Annotated in this window: 14 protein-coding genes; 5 read left to right on the top strand and 9 right to left on the bottom strand. The window is 49.7% G+C overall.

The features are described from left to right. The first annotated feature begins 5 nt into the window (after window positions 1–5). The 5 genes from LL912_RS05245 to LL912_RS05225 all read left to right on the top strand — a co-directional run bounded on the left by LL912_RS05245 (window position 6) and on the right by LL912_RS05225 (window position 6,232). Window positions 6–1,916 carry a RagB/SusD family nutrient uptake outer membrane protein gene (locus tag LL912_RS05245; protein WP_235552509.1) on the top strand — a complete coding sequence of 637 codons (1,911 nt, stop codon included), beginning with the start codon at window positions 6–8 and terminating at the stop codon, window positions 1,914–1,916. Window positions 1,917–1,944: 28 nt separating this feature from the next. Further along, window positions 1,945–3,174 carry a DUF5000 domain-containing lipoprotein gene (locus LL912_RS05240; protein ID WP_235552508.1) on the top strand — a complete coding sequence of 410 codons (1,230 nt, stop codon included), beginning with the start codon at window positions 1,945–1,947 and terminating at the stop codon, window positions 3,172–3,174. A gap of 16 nt (window positions 3,175–3,190) precedes the next feature. Then, window positions 3,191–3,922, top strand: coding sequence for a DUF4998 domain-containing protein (locus tag LL912_RS05235; RefSeq protein WP_235552507.1), 732 nt, complete (start codon window positions 3,191–3,193; stop codon window positions 3,920–3,922). A 156-nt stretch (window positions 3,923–4,078) separates the two neighbouring features. After that, window positions 4,079–4,369: an alpha-amylase family protein gene (locus LL912_RS05230; protein ID WP_235552506.1), complete on the top strand. Its 291-nt coding sequence runs from the start codon at window positions 4,079–4,081 to the stop codon at window positions 4,367–4,369. Between the two features lie 9 nt (window positions 4,370–4,378). After that, on the top strand, window positions 4,379–6,232 hold the full coding sequence (locus LL912_RS05225) for a glycoside hydrolase family 97 protein (protein WP_235552505.1): 1,854 nt from the start codon (window positions 4,379–4,381) through the stop codon (window positions 6,230–6,232). 142 nt (window positions 6,233–6,374) lie between these two features. Here the strand turns inward: LL912_RS05225 and LL912_RS05220 are convergent, their stop codons facing one another. The 9 genes from LL912_RS05220 to LL912_RS05180 all read right to left on the bottom strand — a co-directional run bounded on the left by LL912_RS05220 (window position 6,375) and on the right by LL912_RS05180 (window position 20,030). Next, window positions 6,375–6,704: a hypothetical protein gene (locus tag LL912_RS05220; RefSeq protein ID WP_235552504.1), complete on the bottom strand. Its 330-nt coding sequence runs from the start codon at window positions 6,702–6,704 to the stop codon at window positions 6,375–6,377. Continuing rightward, window positions 6,695–7,966 carry a solute:sodium symporter family transporter gene (locus tag LL912_RS05215; protein ID WP_235552503.1) on the bottom strand — a complete coding sequence of 424 codons (1,272 nt, stop codon included), beginning with the start codon at window positions 7,964–7,966 and terminating at the stop codon, window positions 6,695–6,697. Before LL912_RS05215 ends, LL912_RS05220 begins: the two co-directional genes overlap by 10 nt. A gap of 54 nt (window positions 7,967–8,020) precedes the next feature. Further along, window positions 8,021–9,997, bottom strand: a complete 1,977-nt coding sequence (locus tag LL912_RS05210) for a glucosidase family protein (protein ID WP_235552502.1) — start codon at window positions 9,995–9,997, stop codon at window positions 8,021–8,023. 30 nt (window positions 9,998–10,027) lie between these two features. Further along, entirely contained in the window at window positions 10,028–11,038 is a 1,011-nt protein-coding gene (locus LL912_RS05205; protein WP_235552501.1) for a GntR family transcriptional regulator, read from the bottom strand. Between the two features lie 33 nt (window positions 11,039–11,071). Beyond that, complete coding sequence (locus LL912_RS05200; protein WP_235552500.1) at window positions 11,072–12,427, bottom strand: hypothetical protein; 1,356 nt, start codon at window positions 12,425–12,427, stop codon at window positions 11,072–11,074. 123 nt (window positions 12,428–12,550) lie between these two features. Next, a complete protein-coding gene (locus LL912_RS05195) occupies window positions 12,551–13,756 on the bottom strand; it encodes a glycoside hydrolase family 27 protein (protein WP_235552499.1) in 1,206 nt (401 codons plus the stop codon). A gap of 228 nt (window positions 13,757–13,984) precedes the next feature. Beyond that, window positions 13,985–14,992 (bottom strand): hypothetical protein, encoded by a 1,008-nt coding sequence (locus LL912_RS05190; protein WP_235552498.1) that lies wholly within the window; start codon window positions 14,990–14,992, stop codon window positions 13,985–13,987. A gap of 260 nt (window positions 14,993–15,252) precedes the next feature. Next, a complete protein-coding gene (locus LL912_RS05185; protein ID WP_235552497.1) occupies window positions 15,253–16,920 on the bottom strand; it encodes a RagB/SusD family nutrient uptake outer membrane protein in 1,668 nt (555 codons plus the stop codon). A 17-nt stretch (window positions 16,921–16,937) separates the two neighbouring features. After that, the gene (locus tag LL912_RS05180; RefSeq protein WP_235552496.1) at window positions 16,938–20,030 is read right to left on the bottom strand and encodes a SusC/RagA family TonB-linked outer membrane protein; all 3,093 of its coding nucleotides are present in this window, start codon (window positions 20,028–20,030) and stop codon (window positions 16,938–16,940) included. Window positions 20,031–20,044: the final 14 nt, after the last annotated feature.

The raw sequence follows: 20,044 nt of genomic DNA, 5'->3' as shown, positions 1-20,044 counted from the left end.
AGACAATGATGCAAACAATGATGAATAAATACAGGATTGCCCTTTTGTTGCTGTTGGGCATTAGCAGTTTTGGCTGCAAAAAATACCTGGATGTGGTTCCGGATGGCGTGGCCACATTAGACAATGCATTCAGCAACCGGGCCAATGCAGAGAAATTTCTTTTTTCCTGTTTTAATATGATGCCCAATCAGAATGATCCTTTTACCTACCCGGGAAATGTGGGCTCCGATGAAATCTGGTGGGATATTGACAACAGCGGTATCCATGGCAGAAGCGGATCCCAGATAGCAAGGGGAGGCCAGAATGTGACAGACCCGCTCTGGAACTATTGGGATGGCCGCCGTGACGGTAAAAGCTTGTGGATCGGCATCCGGGATTGTAACATTTTCCTGGAGCATATCAACAAGGTATTGGATATTACAGATTACGAACGGTCGCGCTGGATCGCAGAAGTAAAATTTGTAAAGGCCTACCTGCATTATTTTCTTTTTCAGCTCTATGGGCCCATTCCCATTGTGGATGAGAATTTATCGATGGAAGTGGATCCGGCCGAGGCGCGGGTATACCGCGAGCCGGTGGATAAGGTTACCGATTTTATCGTAAATCTTTTGGATGAGGCCAGGGAAGGATTGCCGGATATGATTGAAGATCCTATCAATGAAATGGGAAGACCTACCAAGGTAGCCGCCGCTGCGCTCAAAGCAAAAGTATTGGTTTGGACCGCCAGTCCGCTGCTCAACGGAAACCCCGACTATGCGCAGGTTACCGATAACCGCGGTACCAGGCTTTTTCCGGCAACGGCAGACCGCAACAAATGGGTGCGGGCCGCGGCCGCCATCAAGGATGCGGTGGATATGGCCCATTCCCTGGGCAATGGGCTTTATCGCTATAAAAATGCATTGTTTAATATTGCAGATACCCTGCAATTAAACTTTACTGTGAGAGGCGCCGTAACGGAACGTGCCACCCTGAACCCTGAAATTCTTTTTGCGCCCACAACCTCTGCGAACAGTTTTCAAAACTATTGTACGCCCAATTTTTATGGCGTTCAGATATCCAATGGGTCGGAGTTATGCGCAACCCTGAAAATTGCCGAGCAGTTCTATACTAATAACGGAGTGCCCATTGATGAAGATCCTTCCTGGAACTATGCAGACCGGTATAGTATGCAAAAAAATACCAACGCAACCCACAGGTATTTTATTGCCAGCAATGAAACTACCGCAAAGCTGAACTATCTCAGGGAACCACGGTTTTATGCCAATCTTGCATTTGACCGCGGACTTTATGATGTACAGGCGCTGCTGGGGGTAACCACCGCTACGGTTAAGAACCGGAGCGGTGAGGCGCAGGGTGTTCAGTACAGCGGACAGCACATACCTACCGGCTACTTTATAAAAAAGCTGGTAAGCTTCCGGTCTTCCATTACCGGTACAGGCCTGAGCCCGTACAACTATACCATTCCCGTGATCAGGCTGGCAGATCTTTACCTGCTTTATGCCGAGGCGCTCAACGAAATAAAGGACGCGCCGGATCATGAAGTGTATCAGTGGGTAGATAGCATCCGCAACCGTGCCGGTCTCAAAGGGGTAGAAGAGTCCTGGAGCCGTTATTCCTCGGTGCCCACCAAACCCTCAACAAAAGAAGGAATGCGGGAGATCATCAAAAGAGAACGCATGATTGAGCTGGCCTTTGAAGGACAGCGGGCCTTTGACCTGCGGCGCTGGAAAGACGCCCAGAAATACCTGAACCAGCCTGTACAGGGGTGGAACTTCCAGGGATTGAAAGATGTAGATTACTATGCGGTGACCACCTATTTTAATGGCCGCAACTATACTTACAAAGACTATCTGTGGCCCATATACCAGGTATCGGTCATCCGAAACTCCAACCTGGTACAAAATCCCGGATGGTAAAATGCTTATAAACATGAAACAAATGATTATGTACCGTATAAATTTTTGGCAGCGCCGGGTTTTGGTAAAAATTTCAGCCGGCATCCTGCTCGCTGTTTTGATCTCAGCTTGCAAAAGGGAACGGATCGGCCAGCCCTCCACCGATGGGCAGGCGCCTTCTGCCATAACCAGTGCAACGGCAGCGCCCACTCCGGGAGGTGCGGTGATCAGCTATCAGCTGCCCAATGAAACGGACATCTCCTATGTGCTTTGCGAGTATACCGATGACGGAGGGGTAAAAAAAGTAACGCGTTCTTCCGTTTATCAAAACTCGGTTAAAGTAGAAGGCCTGGGAACGATGGCCCCCGTTAATTATTCACTTTACCTGGTAGATCATAGTGAGAACCGGTCACAGGCCTATTCCGGTACGTTTGTACCCCTTGAACCGGCATTGCAGACGGTTTTAAAAACAATTAAAATAACACCCGACTTCAGTGGTGTACTTTTTAACTGGACGAATGAAACCAAGGAACTCCTCGGCTTTTTCCTGTACGCGGTCAACGACCAGGGAAAATGGGAAGAAGAAGGACTTTCGTTTTCCAGTAAACCTGATGATGTGCGGGCTTTAAGAGGATTTGATACTACAAGCCGCCAGTTTGGTGTACGTATTACAGACCGGTTCGGACACACCACGGATACATTGGTAACAACGGCGTCTCCTTTGTTTGAAAAAATGCTGGATAAGAAGAAATTTACGGATGGCTACCTGGCCGGAGATAACAATACCAATTACAATAACCGGCCGCTTTCCAATGTTTGGGATGGTAAAACAGATGTAATCTGGCATACGATTCCGACGGCCGGATTTATCATGCCCGAAACCTTTACCATTGATTTGGGTGTGAGCGCATTGCTGAGCCGGCTGGTATTATGGAACCGGCTGGACTATTCCTATAGTCAACACAACCCCCGTTTTTTTGAAGTTTGGGGCAGCAACACGCTGAGCCATGCCCGTACAGACGATTATTGGAAAACGGATGCCTGGAAAAGTGAATGGACGCAATTAGGCGACTTTGAGGAAATTAAACCCTCGGGTTTACCGCTGGGGCAAACAACCAACGAAGACAAAGCCGCGGAAACTGCAGGTTTTGAATTTATACTCAAACCCGGCGCGGGGAAAATGCGTTACCTCCGCTTTGTGGTAAAGGAAACCTGGGGAAAAACAGCGGCCATTCATTTTGCAGAACTCTCCCTGTTTGGAAATGACGCCATCAACTAAATTAAAACTACAATCGATGATGAATCTGTATAAAAGCCTTTCTCCCGGCAAATGGAAGCGCCCGGGAATGCTGAATGGTTGGATAATGGCACTGATGTTGGGTTGCATACTCAGTTCCTGTCATAAAAGTATGTATGATGTAAGCGAGGAGTTTTATTACCGGCCGGAGGGGATCTACCTGGGTGTGGCAGACTCCGTAAAAGCGGTTCCGGGTTACAACAGGGTAAAGCTTACCTGGCAGGTTAAAGCAGATCCACGCATTACACAGACCCTGATTTACTGGAATCAACGAAAAGACTCTGTTGTTGTAAATATTACGCGGACTCAGAACGAACGCATTCCTGCGGAGTTTATACTCGGTAACCTGAAGGAGGGCGATTACATTTTTGAACTGCTCACTCAAAATGGAACAGGGCTGCGTTCCCTGCCCAAACAGGTTTCAGCTTCGGTATACGGAGATATCTATATCGGCAATCTGCGAAACCGGGTAATTGCTTCCATTGCCAAACAGCCAAACGGGAATATGCTGATTGTATGGAATCCTATTGCTAGTGCGAGTATTCTTTATACTACCGTAACCTATGATTCGGGAGGGGCATTGCAAGCCGTTCGCGTAGAAAATGCGGATACCCAAACCCTGCTGCAGGGACTGCAATCGGGAGGCAATATCCAGGTAACTACATCGTTTTTACCGGCAGGCGCACTGGATACATTGACGGCATCCGCACAAACCTATAAATTACCGTAGACGAATAACTTATTCCTCTTAAACGAAAGGAGGCCGCGCAGGTTGAAAATCCGCGGCTAATCAAATGCCTTTCTAATGGCGGATGGTGCCTGTTACAGACCCGGACTCCGGCAGCCCATGAAAACTGCCATTGAAATTTTTTTATTCTTATAACAAATGGGGCAATGGTTGCGGCAATACGGAGAAAGCATCTATGGCACGCGGGGAGGACTTGTGGCTGCACATAAATGGGGCGTAACCACAGAAAAAGGTGCCCGTCTGTTTGTACATATCCTCGATCTTCAGGACAAGGAGCTGTTCCTTCCGCTAACAGGTAAAAAGGTGCGGTCTGCCCGGGTATTCATCGATAAAAAACCGGTAAAATTTATGCAGCAGAAAGAAGGGGTTTTGTTGTTGTTGGAAAAACAACCGGATGAAACCGACTATGTAATTGAGCTAAACATTTAAGTGGTTACAATGAGGCGCATTTTTCCCTTTCATATAATGTTCTCCTGGCCCTTCCTGCTGGCGGGTCAGTCTGTGCCGCAGCATTTTTCGATGTCTTCTCCTGACCGAAAATTAGCCCTTTCTGTTTGGGAAAACAACGAAGGCCGGGTCTTTTATGCATTTAAGGCAAATGGATACTTACTTATCGACCGGTCGGAACTGGGACCAGATACCGGCGATAAAGCTCCCTGGAAAACGATCACGAAAAGACAGGTGCGCCGGTACTGGAACCCTGTATGGGGAAAAAGAAGCAACGTAGCAGATGCTTTTAATGAAGCGGTGATCCAAAAGAAAGGATACCGCATTACTGTAAGAGCGTACAATGACGGCATTGCGTTTCGTTACGACGGGGCAACCTCTTTAAAGGAACGTACAACATTCCGGTTCCCGGGCAATTTTACGGCCTGGTATTACAATGGTGAAAACAGGAATATCGGGCCGGAGTTACTGGATGATGCGAGTGGTACCCGCTTGCCGGTAATGACCATCAAAGCCGCGGCCGGCCAGTATATGGCCATTCATGAGGCCAACCTGGTATCCGGTCAGCCCATGGTCTTACATACTGTTAAAGGAAGCCGTGTATTTACCATACAATCCCAGCGTGCAAACGCGTGGCGGGTAATCTTATACGGCAGCACACCCGGTAAAATGGTCGACAGTCATTTACTGGAACTGTTAAACCCCGATCCGGAAAAGGGCATGGATTTTTCCTGGGTTCAACCGGGTGTGGCGGTTTGGGATTGGCGTATAAACGGAGCAACGGCCGGTGGATTTCAGTATACGATGTCTTATGCATCCTGGGTAAAAATGGTAGACTTTGCTGCAGCGCATCAGATAAAGCACCTGGTGTTAGACGCCGACTGGTATGGCCCGGAATTTAACAAGGAGTCGGATCCACTGAAGGGTGGCAAGGCCGAACAGGTGCAGGCGTTGATCCGTTATGCCAAACAAAAGGATGTGGGTGTTTGGCTGTATCTTAACGATGTAGGCGGCCGGCAATATCCGCTCGAACAAACCATCCGGCAATATGGGGATTGGGGCGCCTCCGGTATCAAATATGGTTTTATGCGGGGCAATATGGAGGAAAAAAACGAACGTACCGGGTTGATCACCCGGCTATGCGCGGCGCATAGGCTGATGGTGGATTTCCATGATGGGCCCGTGCATCCTTACGGACAGATGCGTACCTGGCACAATGCCGTTACCCGGGAATACTGTCACGCCCAGCTGGATGCACGCAGGGTTTTTCAACCCGGAACATTTGTGACTGCTGTGTTTGTCAATATGCTGGCTGGCCCCTTGGATATGAATAACGGCGTGATGGATATGGAGCAAAAAGGAAGGGTGGATAACCCGATGCCTGTACCGGCTACCATCACTGCAGAAGCCGCCCGCACCCTGATTGTTTTTTCAGGCGCAACCATCATCCCGGATATCCCGGAGCACTATTTAAAACATCCGCAGCTGCTAAAATTTATCAGCGCGCAGGAAATGCCCTGGAAAGAAAGTAAGACCCTCGTCGGAGCAATAGGGGAATACATCGTTATGGCACGAAAGTCGGCAAAGGACCAATGGCTGATTGCTGCAGCTACCAATGAGCAGGCAAGAACCCTGCGCATCCCGCTGGACTGGCTCGAAAAAGGCTGCTATGATGCCCTTGTTATTACCGATGGGAAGGACGCCGATTTCTGCACCAATAAAGAAAGCTATACCACTACAACAAGGCAGGTAGCCCCGAACCAGACGATAGACCTGGCGCTGGCTCCCGGAGGCGGCGCTTGCATATTATTACACAAAACGATCCACTGCAATACGGGGCATTGACCGGTCAAATGCATTGGGAATCCGGTTTCCGTTAATACAGGTCGCTGTTTTCTCCGGCATCCTGTTTCCCGTACCATTACAAAACGGAAATCTACACACAACATGCTTTCGCCCGGTTCTTGAAAGAGACCTTGGAGATCCCCTATGCGTTCACCAGGCCCAGGGGTGAGAAGAGCATAAACAGCAACAGGGCGGCTATCACCAGTGCCAGCCCAACAATGCGCCGATAGCGCCAGGGTTGAACAGCCACCATATTGTTTTGTTTCAGCTCAAAGGGCACCGGCATAGGCTTCCACCGGCCGATCAGTAACATGATGATCGTAGTGATCACAAACAATATTGCAAGCACATGCAGAAAATGCAGGTGAACATTAAAGAAGAATTGGGTGGCACCATAACTGACGACAAAAAAGAACAGTCCGGCCCGGGCGGCCAGCGGTGGTACGCGTTTGGTAAGAAATCCTACCACCATAATGGTAAAGATGGGAACACTAAACAATCCCCCGATCTTTGAAGATAGGTATAGAATCCCCCGGTTGCAAACAGGATAAAGGGGGCAATCAGCATTGCTATAGCCGCGATACCCGCCTGGAACCGTTTGGCGGTGCGTACCAGGTCCTGCTCGCGGGGAAGCCGGCGTCTTTTAGCCATCAGCAGCCGGTAAACGTTTAGCATAAACAACGTGGCCGAGCTGTTAAGACCCGCAATAAACGTGGTAACCGTAGCCCCAAACAATATGGCTGCCAGGTAACCGGAATAGGCCGGCGGCGACACATCCCCGGCCAGTTTTGAAAAAACAGTGGGTGTATTGGAAAGCCCTGTATAAAGGTGGGCGGCAATAACGCCGGGAATATTGAGCAGTAGCGGAAGCATCAGTTTGCCAAGTGCAGCCAGTGCCATTCCCTTCTGACAGGTAGCCAGGTCCCGGGATGCCAGTGCTTGCTGAACAATATATTGTTCGGTACCCCAGTAATACAGGTTTACCAGCAGCATACCGGTAAAGATGGTGCCGAAGGGAACGGCATCACCGGGTTTGCCGATGCTGTTCAGGTGTTCCGTTTTTGCGGATAAGATCGTATGCAATCCTGCCTGCCAGTCGCCGGCGCCCAGGTAACGCAATGCAAAATAGGGCAGCAGCAATCCGCCGGTGAACAGGGCAAACCCAAGCAGGGTATCAGAAATCGTAAGGGCCTTCAGGCCGCCCAGCAGGGCATACAGGGTTCCAAGAATACCGATGCTCCATACAAGTATCCAAACAGTGGCCTGATGCGGGATCCGGAGCCATTCCGAAATATCGAACAGCCCGTCAAATGCTACGGCGCTGCCATATAATACAGCCGGCAACAGGTTGATGATATAATTGGCTAAAAAAAGGATGGAAACGATCGATTTAACCGAACGGTCGTACCGGGCTTCCAGGAAATCGGGGGTAGTGGCGATGCCGGTTCTTAGATAGATGGGAATGATGAGCTCGGATACCAGCTGCATGGCCAGCACAGAGGTAACACCCCAGGCCATTACACTCATGTTATTGATATAACTGAGTTCGTTTTCACCTACAAAGGATGCGGTATTGATATTGGTAAACAGCAGCCCGCAGCCAACAGCGGCAAAGCCGAGCTTCCGGTTGGCAAAGAACAATGCATTGAGGGTGCCCGTTTTTTCCTTCCTTGTTTTAAACCAGGAAAACAACACAACGGCGAAGATGATGATAATAAAACTGGTCAGTGCCATAGCAGGCAATTTACGCCATCCAATGATAATGATATACCCTGTTGTTATGATGGTTTAGGGAAGTGTAATGCGCAGCGGAGCTTTTCCACTCCACGAAAAAATTTGACTTTTTTTTCCGGCCTCGTTAAAGATAACGCGGTACTTCCCGGAAACCCGCTGCACTTGCAGATCAAATGTTGTGCGAAACGCTGCTATATTTTTAAGCGAGAGCCGGTTCCATTTTTTGGGAAGCCAGGGGCAAATAGAAAAGGAGCGGAAGCCGGTAGGCTCAAAGCCAAGCAGCCCTTCCACCAGTGCCCGGCAATACAACCCGCTTTCTGCCGAAAGATGCCGCTGGTTGCCCTCCGGCCAGGCCTCAATAGCATAAGGCACGTGTTCGCCCAGGAGGCGTTTGCCGGAATAAAAAGAAAGATAGGCCATTGCGGTATCGGTAGCGCCTGCTTTAAACAATCCTCTGAATGCATAGAGGGTAGACCGGTCCCAATAGGTGCTGGAACCCGATTCGGTAAGCAGGCCGTTGGGCGACCATAATTTGGGGGAGAGTAAAGCGGCTTGTGTTTGCTCTTTCCGGTCGTAAATACCCATCACTAGCGGCAGGCAGATCCACGAGCGGAGTTTGTCATTTCCTTCGTAATATTTATAGGTTTGATAGCCTTCCACGGTGCCTCCAAAATACTGTTCCATATGCTGCCGTAACGCGTGGGCTTCCTGTTGCCATTCCGTAGCCGTTTTTGTTTTGCCCAGTGCCGTGGCCAGGCGGGATCCGTATAAAAAGGAGCCATAAGCCAGGGTATTGGTGGAAAGATTCACCTTTCCTGCCGGAAACCGTCCTTCCAGTTCATCCGACTGGGAGGCAATAACACCGTCCGCTGTTTTTTTTCGCAGCAGGTAGGTATTACACCATTCGATCAGGGGCCACAGGGTAGCGGCCTCAACCGGATCGCCGCTGGTTAAAGCAAACTGGGAGGCGCCATAGCCGATCATGGCCTGATCGCCGCGGTCGCCGGCACCGTTCCAGTAACCCGCGCCCTCAGCAATGATCGAGCTGGGAATGGGCTTGTAAGCGGGATTCATATAACCTGCAAAAAGCCGGTAGCTGTTGCGGGCCGATTCCATACCAGCGGCATTACCCAGGTAGGCAAAGAACGGGTTAATGTATTCGGCCTGGTCATTGGCCCAGATCGCGGCATAATATTCGCCACCGCCCGGTCCATGCATCAGCCCTTCCTTTGTTTCATAAATGCTTTCCGCTGCCCGGATCTTGGCAAAGGCAAACATGCGGTTGATCACCGGGTCCGGGCTTTGAAGAATCAACTGGTTTTCGAGGTTGCGGACCAGCGCGCTTCGTTTTTCAAATTCATAGCCCGCTGAATAATAATAGCGGTCTTCAAATTTTTTCCGGGCCGATATCACGATCCAGAAACGACGGGCTTCCTGTGGCTTCAGGGTCAGCAATCCGCCGTTATATAGTTTTGTATTGATAATATAAGATCCGTACACACCCTTTTTTTCATCGGTGATCTGATTACTGTCGATAAGGGGAACGTTTACCGCAACGGTTTCCGGGCCCAGGTTCCGCAGGATATACGATTCAATATAAGCCGCATGATCCGTAGACGGGAATACGGCCCGTTCGAGGATCATGTTTTTGGAAAGTGTGCCGGTCGTTTGCAAACAACCATGTATCGAAAAACTACGGGGCATTTCGGTGATCTTTCTTCCGTCGATGGTAATGGAATCGGCGATATTACCGTTGAATTCTTTGACCAGGTTTCCACGGGTATCATTGGGAATGGTGCGGAGCATCGGAAACACGAGTTTCCTGCTCAGGAACAGCGCGCCGGATGGCTGAACGCCATAGTGTACAATAGCAGAAAGCTGTTTGCCACTCATTTCAATATGATCCTTATGGGCTTGCCCCGGCCGAACGGTCCACCGGATGCTGCCGCCGGTATCCAGTTTCCAGTAATGTTGTTGTGCAAAAACGGCAACGCCGGAGCACAATAATACCGGCAATAGTAGTCTTCTCATGATGGCAGAAAATAATTTTATAAAATAGTTTTAAAGCGTATTTCTTCTGGTGAGGGTGGTAGGGATGGTTACCTGTATGGGTTCATTCTTCAGGATTGCCCGGGCTGCCATGGTACCCATCAGCGCGAAATCGGCCGAGTAGGTAGTGATGCCTACAAATTCTTTAGCCGGTTCATCGTTGTGTGAGAGAATGCCTACGTCTTTACCGGGTTTGAGTTTTTTTACCTTGCATTCTTTCAGGATCTCCCACATAGCAAAATTGTCCAGCGTAAAATATACCTTGCCTTTTTCAACGGTACCCGGAATAAATTCGCGGATCAGGGTTCCGTTGATCTTGTATTTTTTGATGAACTTACGGAAGGAGGTCACAATCTCTTTGGGATCCAGGGAATCGGGCGAATGGTAGAAAACAAATTCGTCAAAGGCCCGGATTTCGTTTACAAGCTGCTCAAATACCTGGTAGGACGAACGTTCAAACTCCTGGGTGATATGATTAAAAACACCGTCGATGGGCTCATAACGGTCAAACATCAGTAACTGGTTCCGCGGAATGGTGTCGAGCAGGTCTTTCGACCGGGGATGGGGGATGGGCGCGATCACATACATGCCGAATTGCCGCCGGATCCGCTGCAGGATGGTTTCAAATATCTCGATGTTTCCATGATGAAAGAATACCTGCAGGTTGATACCTTCGCCCAGGGTTTTCCGGAAGTTCCGGTAGAACTGCTCTTCAAAACTGTCCAGGTTATACATGAGCAGGGCCACCCTTAACAGTTGCTGGGTACTTCCGTTGGCTACAAAATACCCCAGCCGGTTGCGCGACTCCACGATACCCCGGCTGATCAGTTCCCGGTAGCCCCGGATGATGGTTTCTCTCGAAAACCCCAGGGTGCGGATCATGGTATTCACCGAGGGCAATGTGTCGCCGGGAACCAGCACCTTTTCATTAATGGTATTGATCACCCCCTGCACGATCCGGTCGTGTTTTGAATAGGAGCTGACCTGTTCCAGTTCGGTGATCTTGTCAAATACAGTTGTCATTGAAGAAGCCTTTTCGGATTTGTTTAAACAGGTTTATAAAATAGCGGCGGTTACTGTTGCTCCCGGGGCAACGGCAATATCCGTATAAAAAAACGGAGGCCCGCCAATTATCGGTTGTTGAACGGCTTTTTTGCTCTTCCCGTTCACCCGGATCGAATGTCCGGTTCCACGGAAGCCTGCCCGCCAGTAAATAACCGAATGCCCGTTGTTAACAAAGGTACTGCCCTTGTTCCAGTGCCGGATACCGATGTGCGATGATAATACGGGAAGATTCTTCAGTGTACAGGTATCACCCGACGGATGATTGTACAGGGTGGTAATGCGGTTTTCACGCGCATCCGCACTTACACCCATTATTCCCTGTACCAGTCCCTCTATAACGCCAAAGGAAACCTCCGGGTAATCGTGGCGCTCAGTGGCGGGGTTGGCCAGGAACAAAATGTTCTCGTAGGCCTGTTTGCCGTATCCGTACCGGGCTAGCTGGTAGGGGAGATAGGAGCGGTTTTCTACATTCCACCTGGTGCTGAGAAGGTGCTGTATGGTATGCCGGATGCGGCTGCTATCCGTTAATGCGTTGTACCAAAGCAGGTAGGTTTCACCTTCACCGGTTCCAAACACACCACCCCCCGAATAATAGGTGTGATACCGATTGTTGGTGCTGTTCCACCAGGTGGCTTCCAGCTGCTTCCGGTAAGCCTCCGCTTTCTGACGATAGAGAGCGGCCCGTTGTTCCTGTTTCCACACGGTATTCATTGCGGCATAGCTCATCAGTCCCCGGTAAATAGCCGCTACAAGATCAATACCCATTTTTACATCATGTATGGCCTCATAATAAGAGGGCAGGCCCCTGCACCGGTGAAAGTAGTCCTTATTATTAAAGGGGACGGGTGCATTCAGGTAAACGGGCCTGGTTAACAATGAATCTACCTGCAGTTTCCACCGCTCCAGGTAACGGGTTACTGTAAGATCAAAAAAAGTTCTGAATGCCGGTTCGGTTACATAACAGGTATTGCCGGTCCACAGGTACATCCGCCAGCAGGCATCAATAAGTTCAAAATTAGCGTTGAGGTTATACCAGAATTCCCGGTCATTGCGATAGTCTTCCGGTGCCGGTTGCCCGCTTCGGTTCATCTCCCAATAGGTGCACCAGTCTTTGCTTTCTGAAATATTGGATACAAAGCGGGTGAGTATATTTTTATTTTCAGCGCTCATACCCAACATTTCGGCGGGCAGGCACTGGTGCGATACATCCCGGATGCAAAAGGCGTTGCGTGAAGGCAGTGCCGCCTCATACCAGGGGCCAACGGGGTCCGAAGGGCTCCCCCTGAAAGAAACGGCCAGGTCCCGGGCACGATAAAAACTGTGCTGCAACGCAGTGTCTGACGACATAAATTCAAGGGACGGGTTTTGGGCAGCTACCGGAATTGCGGCGCCGGCCCAGCAACAGATCATAAAAAAAACACTTCGCATCTTTATTTGACAAATATTATGTTATACGGTATCCTGTACTTCTTATCGTTTCAACCTGTATAGCGCCGCTTCGTGCGGTTGTAATTTTCCGCTATAAGGCATCGACGTATTGCCCTCGATGGTACCGGTCCATACATTCTGCAGCCTGTAGTTATATGTTTTATCCAGGCGCTGATGAAACAAGGTATCATTTACGGGCTCAGATTTCCAGTAAAAATAAACTTCTTTGGGTTTGCTGCCCCTATTTAAAAAGCACACGGCCCAATCCCCGTGCTGCAGGGGCTTAAACCATGTTTGTACACTGTCGTTATCGCTGTATTTGAATCCCTGTATGCCCAGCGTGTCCTGGTCTATGGCAATAACATCCCTGTTTGTAAGCAGGGCAGCCGTCTGGGCATTCATTTTACGTAGATCATTGCCCAGCATCAACGGCGCCGCCATCATCGCCCAGAGTGCAAAATGGGTTTTGTCTTCAACCAGGCTCATGCCATTGCCTACTTCCAGCATATCCGGATCATTCCAATGACCGGGCCCGGCATATTTTCTTAAGGTACCGTTCTGATCCGCAATGGTCATTACCGACCAAGCCTTCCAGGTGCCATAATCGTGATAGCCATCAAACACCTGCCAGATATCTTCAGTGGTTCTCCAAAGCTGGCCAACAGATCCGGCCCATTCCCATGGCCGGTTTACACCCCATTCACAAATACTGAATAACATCGGCCTGCCGGCTTTCCGCAATGCATTGCTCATGGTGGTATACGCTTCCGCTGCTTGAATGCCGCTGGTATTACACCAGTCAAATTTCAGGTAGTCGACCCCAAAAGCGGCATACAGCCTTGCATCCTGGTACTCGTAGCCACGGGTGCCGGGCAGCCCCTGGCAGGTTTTGGTACCGGCACAATTATAGATGCCGAATTTTAAACCCTTTGCATGAATATAATCACCAATGGCCTTCATGCCATGCGGAAACTTTTTAGGATCAGCCACCAGGTTGCCGGTAATGCTGTCACGTTCGCCGGCCATCCATCCGTCATCCAGTACCAGGTATGTATAACCGGCCTCCTTCATACCTGTTGAAACGAGAAGGTCGGCCATGCTTCTTATTTTTTCCTCATTGATGTCTGTTCCGAAAATATTCCAGCTATTCCATCCCATTGGTGGCGTAGGCGCCAGGCCCTCAAATTTTTGAGCACGAAGCAGGAGCGAAGAGACACATATGAACGCGAATAGGAATCCTTTTTTCATTTTAAGTATGTTTATAAGATCTGAATTCCGGTTAAACGCTGTTTTTATTGGACTGTTGCAAAATTTTCACTGTTTACCATTCAATGTCGTTTCCCCGGAGCCGCAGATGCGCAGACCTGACATCCGCTTTAATCGTATTCAAAAACACCGCGCCGAAGCACAATCAGCGTATCTGCGGCAATCATAAAAATCGCATAAGGGAACAGCATTGCTTTACTATTAACTATCTTATCGGCAATTTCCAGAAGCCATTTCCCGTACGGTACAGCCTAAAAGGCCTTCCGGACCGATGCCCAGGTATGCCGGTTGCCCGGAAGCATTGGGTACCCTGCCCGATATAAAGTCCCGGTACCATTGCATCCACGGGGAACTATACCCATACATTTCCGCCGCATGCACGGCAAGCCCTCCGGCTTTTTCCGGAAGATGGAGTCCCTGGTTCTGGTAATAGTTTTCGCCTACCGTATGCAGCCACTCGTGTACCCATACGCCGGGGTCATTTGTCTTGTATTGATTGATCGTTGCGGTAATATCGTTGCCCGGGTTAAATTTGATGGTCACGTAGCCGGTCTTCATCGACTCCGCCATCGGGTTGGTCCAGGCCAGGCCGAAATAATTACTCTGGAAACTGCAGGCACCTTCTTTTTCGCGCCAGAATACAAATACACAATCGTACACGCCGGGTTGTATCTGGGGCACCAGCGCAGCAATGGAAGCGGGTTCCACCGTATACCCGATGCTTCCTTTTGTAAGGGTAACCGGAACGGTGATATCCCTGCGCTCCGCTTCCCATTTCATGGTTCCGTACGCATATTTCTCAAAATGTTCCTGGAGGCTCCAGGTGAAAAACTGGTAGCCGGCATCGAGGTCTGCTGTTGAAAAATGGGTACTGCAATCACCGGTTCCGGAATTGCCGCGGGTTTCATACAATCCGATCCACAAGGCCTTCCAGGTTTTTGGGGCCGGCTTGTCTGCAGCGGTAAAGGACACCGTCGTACGGGCGGTTGCGATGATTGCCTTTTTCAGGTAGACCTCCGAATTTTTCAATGCCACACCAAGGGTATGATTGCCGGCAGCAAGTTGGATGCTACCCGGGGCCATTACGCCGGTATATTTGCCGTCGATATACAGGTAGCCCGCCTCATCACCGGGTGTGGAGATGGTTACCGGAACGCCGGCAGCCGAAGGTTCGTTATTGCTGCCTTTTTTACAGGCAGGTAAAACGGAAACGAACATAGCTAATATGTAATAGACTGGTTTCATAGTTGGGATTCCTGTGTAGCGATTGGAAAATCTGTTTATGATGTGCGAGCGGATAATGTGCTGCCGCATTTGTTTTGGCTTTGCATCCCTCATGACTTCTTAAAACGGTTTAAATATTTCAGGTCGTAAATAATTAAGCGGTGAAAAACCATTAAGAAGTTAAGACGCATTCAGCAAAACACTTAATTGTTCTTAATGCCTTAATGGTTTTAAATACAGCCGCTTTCAGGGTATTAATTATAACCGGGGTTTTGCTGCAGACCGGTTCTTTTGATCTCTGTTCTGGGAATGGGCATCAGGTAATGTTTGCTTTTGTCAAAGCTCCGGGGCTCAATATCCTTATACTGGTAGGTTTTTATACCCGTTACGGCATTGCGGGTAATGATCACCTGGCCTACGGGTTTATTCTCCGTTACCTCCGCAATTTTCCAGCGGCGTACATCATAATACCGGTGGCCTTCAAATGCCAGCTCTACCTGCCGCTCGTTGCGGATCCTGGCTTCCAGCGCACTTCCCGTTTCGGTAAGTGGTGTAAGGATGCCCGCTCTTTGCCGTATCTTATCGAGGTAGGTTCTTGCGGTGGATTCGTGACCCAAATAAAATTCGGCTTCAGCATAGTTGAGATAGATCTCACCCAGCCTTGCCAGGATCCAGAATTTATTGGCCTGGGTAGTGGCGTTGAAATTAAAGGTTGTATCCATATATTTTCGGAATGCATAGCGGGTTAAACTATTGTTCCAGGCATCAAACCCCTGGTCTGAGTCGTAACCGCCTTCGTAAAACTGCGCGGCTGTAGTAGTGCGGTCTGAAAAGAATGCAGGATTGCCGGTAGGCCTTCCGTCATAGATAATGGTTGCATAAAAGCGCGGGTCGCGGTTCACATAAGGCTGCTGCGGGTTGTATCCGGAAGCAGGATCTGTGATATATTTACCCGCAGCGGTGCCAAACGCATCTACCAGGTTTTGTGTGGGTGCAAATGCCGCCCAGCCATGATAACCGTTGGGAAAACACATCATCTCCAGTCCGGTAAAGGGATCCCATTCTCCTTTATAACCGGAAAGATGCACACCGATCAATTCATTGTTGAACGAAGTAAACAGATCGGAATAGTTGCCATTAAAGAGACTGAAACCCGGCAGGTCGATAACAGCTTTTGCAGCGGCGGAAGCGGCTGTCCATTTTGCCGGATCATTGGACGGGTTCCACAGGGGGCTTGCCGCGTATAACAGCAACCTGGATTTGATGGCAAGCGCCAGTGGCGCAGAAGCACGGCCTCTCTGAGGCGTGGTATTGGCAAGTAAGGCAGCCGCTTTGTCCAGCTCCCCGCTGACAAATTTTACTCCTTCGTCAAAACTGTTCCTGTTCATTTTAAAATCAGAATTCAGGTTGAATGGCTGGGTGATCAACGGCACACCGCCGTAATCGCTGATCAGCTGAAAGTATGCGTAGGCGCGGAGGAAGGTAACTTCTCCCTTTATACGGTTGCGGTAACCATCGTCGCCCGGAACATTGTCGATTTTTGAGAGGAAAATATTGGCATTCTGGATCTGGCTGTAATTTTTTGACCAGATATCAAAACTGCCGGCATTATCCGGTGACAACAATCCTTTGTTCAGCACATTCCTTGCTCCGCAGGTATAACCGTCGCCGAATTTCGTAAACCCTTCATCGCTGGCGGAGGAAAGTACCACACTTCTGTTGAGCGAGCTGCCCCAGTCGACTGTAAAAGTGGGTAATACATTGTAAATATTATTGGCATAGGCCTCTGCCAGCTTCAGATCTTTCCATACAGACTCATCGGTATAAGAGTCCAGGGGCGCCTTGTCCAGTACCTTTGAGCAGGACGGCAAAAATGCACCGGTCCAAAGAATGCTGATTGCGATTATTATTTTTGATTTCATCTGTTTATTTTTAAATTTTACAATCCGATATTCACGCCAAACCGCATGATTCTCGATTGCGGATAATTGACTCCGGTGGTATTATTGGTTTCTGGATCTACGCCGTATTGCTTCATGCGGTCAAAAGAGAGCAGGTTGTATCCGGCAGCATATACACGTACAGATGAAAGGCCCAGGCGGGTATATACCTGCGCGGGAATACTGTATGATAGCTCCAGCGTTTTCAAACGCAGGAACGCGGCATTCATCAGCCAGAAATCGGAATTATTGTAATAATAAGCATTGGTGCTGTTGTCATTAAAGGCACGGGGATAGATGCTGTTTGTTTGTTCCGGTGTCCATCGCCCATCATAGAGCCATTGGGGCGGTGCAATCAATGAACCCTGCATTTGTGAGTTGATCAATTGCCGGGCCTTTGCCTGGCCGGAGAGCAGGATATTTAACCCGATGCCCTTGTAGTTCAATCCCAATGCACAGCCGTATACCATCTGCGGAACGGCGGATTCGTAGGTGCGCACCGCATCGTCAAAGGTAATGGCACCATCGCCATTGGTATCCTTGATGCGTATTTCGCCAACCCGGGCACCGGGTACATGTATGGAGTGGTCAATTTCATCCTGCGTGCGGTAAATACCATCGCTGGCAAATAAAAGCCAGGAGTTGATGGGGTGACCTTCAAATTTCTGCCATTCGGGTACGGTAGCTGCCTCGTCACTGAAGATTACTTTGCTTTTTGCAAAGGTTCCGTTGATACCAATGGTGTATTTAAGATCACCTGCGGCATCGTTATAGCCGATGGAAAAATCAAATCCCCGGTTTAACGATTTGCCGATATTTTCACTGGGCAGGCTCATGCCGGTATACAGCGGGATGGAGGCATTCCGGGCCGCAAGGATATCACTGCGCAGGTAGCGGAAATAATCGGCCGTGATATTGAGCTTATTGTTTAGCAATCCGAGGTCCAGACCGATGTTGCGGGTATCCTGTTTTTCCCAGGTGATACCGGGGTTTGGAGTGCTGGACAGGTACAGGGCATTGGCCAGTCCGTAATCCCCGAAATAAGTTTGATAACTCGTATTGGTGATTAACTGGTACCGGGTCAGAAAGAGGTACTGGGCTACGGCATCGCTGCCCAGGATCCCCCAGGAAGCTCTTAGTTTTAACTGGTCAATAAAGGGTACACTTTGCTTGAAAAATGGTTCTTCGGAGATGCGCCAGCCGGCAGAAACAGAAGGGAAGAGGCCCCAGCGCTTATCTTCCGGGAAATTGAAAGAGCCGTTGTAGCGCATGGTTACTTCCGCTATGTACTTATTGCTGTAGTCATAAGCCAGCCGGCCGAGGTAGCTGGCGCGGCCATCCTGCGAAGCCGATCCGGTGGCTACCTGCCCGTCTGCCGAGCCCGTGAAAATCTGGTCGATCTGGTCGCTCAGCAGGTTTTTCCGGTAGGCATAGGTGCCCCAGTTGGTGGTACTGGTAGCCTCGTAACCGGCAAAGGCATTGATGTTATGACGGCCCAGCTGACGGTCGTAGGCCAGCTTGATAAAACGGGTGCTGCCATTGTACATGCCTTCATTCTGGGTAACGCTTGATATAGCCGTGCTGGTACGTACATTGGAATAAACACCACTGGTCTTATTATACGAGTATGCATCCCAGGGTTTGGTGAATATTTTTTCGTGCCGCATGTTTACATCATAAGAAGCATAACCGCTCAGCGACAATCCTTCGGTAATAAAAGGAAGCTTCCATTCAAATCCGGCCAATGGCGTTAACACATAGTTTTTGATTTTGTCGTAGCCGGGATCACCGGTAACCAGGATCACCGGGTTGCGTCCGGCGGTTACACCGGCACTGGGTGAACCGTTGGGCCAGTGGGTAGGTATAAAAGGATACATGGAACGGGTTTCATGTAAAATGCTTCCCACGCTCCAGGTAGGATAGGTACGGTCTTCTAACCGGCCGGCCACATCCAGGTTCACTTTCAGGTTCTTTGAAATGCGGGCATCGATATTAGAGCGGAAATTGTATTGCCGGTAATGCTCGATGCTGTTCCTGAAATTGCTCGACTGGTCTACCAGCTGCCCGGAGAAATAATATTTTACATTATCGGTGCCGCCGCTTACCGAAAGCGAGTGGGTGCTTTGCGGCGCAGTTTTACGGAATACCTCGTGAATCCAGTCGGTGCTGGTATAGTTAGGATCATTGCCGGCCTTGTATTTATCGATCTCCGATTGCTGGTAAGTGCCGGGGTTGATCTCGTTGTAATAGGTCATGTACTCCCAAGCATTTACAATTTCCGGCAAGCGGGTCAATTGCTGTATGCCATAGTTGCCGTCATATTGGATCGATGGTTTGCCGGATTTTCCGCGTTTGGTGGTTACCAGTATGGCACCGTTGGCCGCACGTACGCCGTAAATGGCTGCCGATGCATCTTTCAGCACCGTAATGCTTTCGATATCGTTAGGGTTAAGACGGCTGAAATCCCGGTCGGGCACGCCGTCTATCACGATCAGCGGACTGGTGCCGCCGCCGAAGGAATTAAATCCCCTGATAAAAAGCGCCGAGCCGTCATCTCCCGGCCGGCCGGACCGGTTATTAGCAATTACACCAGGAATACGGCCGGCAATGGCATTGGCTACGTTGGCGGAACTGCTCTGAACAAGGGCTGTTCCCTTTACAGTAGCTACCGCTCCTGTGAGCGTAGTCTTTTTCTGGGAACCATATCCCACTACCACTACTTCATCCAACGACCTGTTGGATGACTGTAGTACGATGGAAAGCAGGGACTGGCGTCCTGCCGCTACTTCAGTTAACTGGAAGCCGGTGTGGGTCACAACAAGAACCGGATTGCTACCGGACACCATTAGTTCAAAGCGGCCGTCCTCCTGGCTGCGGGTACCATGCTGGGTGCCCTTTTCCAAAATGGATACATCAGCCAGCGGCGCGCCTTTTTCATCGGTAACCGTACCCCGGAGCTGCCGCTGGTTTTGCGCAAACAGGAGGGGAGCAGTACTGAACAGCAGCAGCAATAACAGGAGCATTGCCGGCAATCGTTTGGCGGGAAGAAGGCAAAAAACAGCCCTCCCCGTATAAAAACAGGATTTCATCATTTGTTTTGATTTAA

Origin of the sequence: Niabella agricola (assembly GCF_021538615.1) — a bacterium.
GTDB classification, from domain to species: Bacteria; Bacteroidota; Bacteroidia; order Chitinophagales; family Chitinophagaceae; genus Niabella; species Niabella agricola.
Note: the sequence above shows the minus strand (reverse complement) of the source record. Positions and strands in the feature narration are given on the sequence as shown.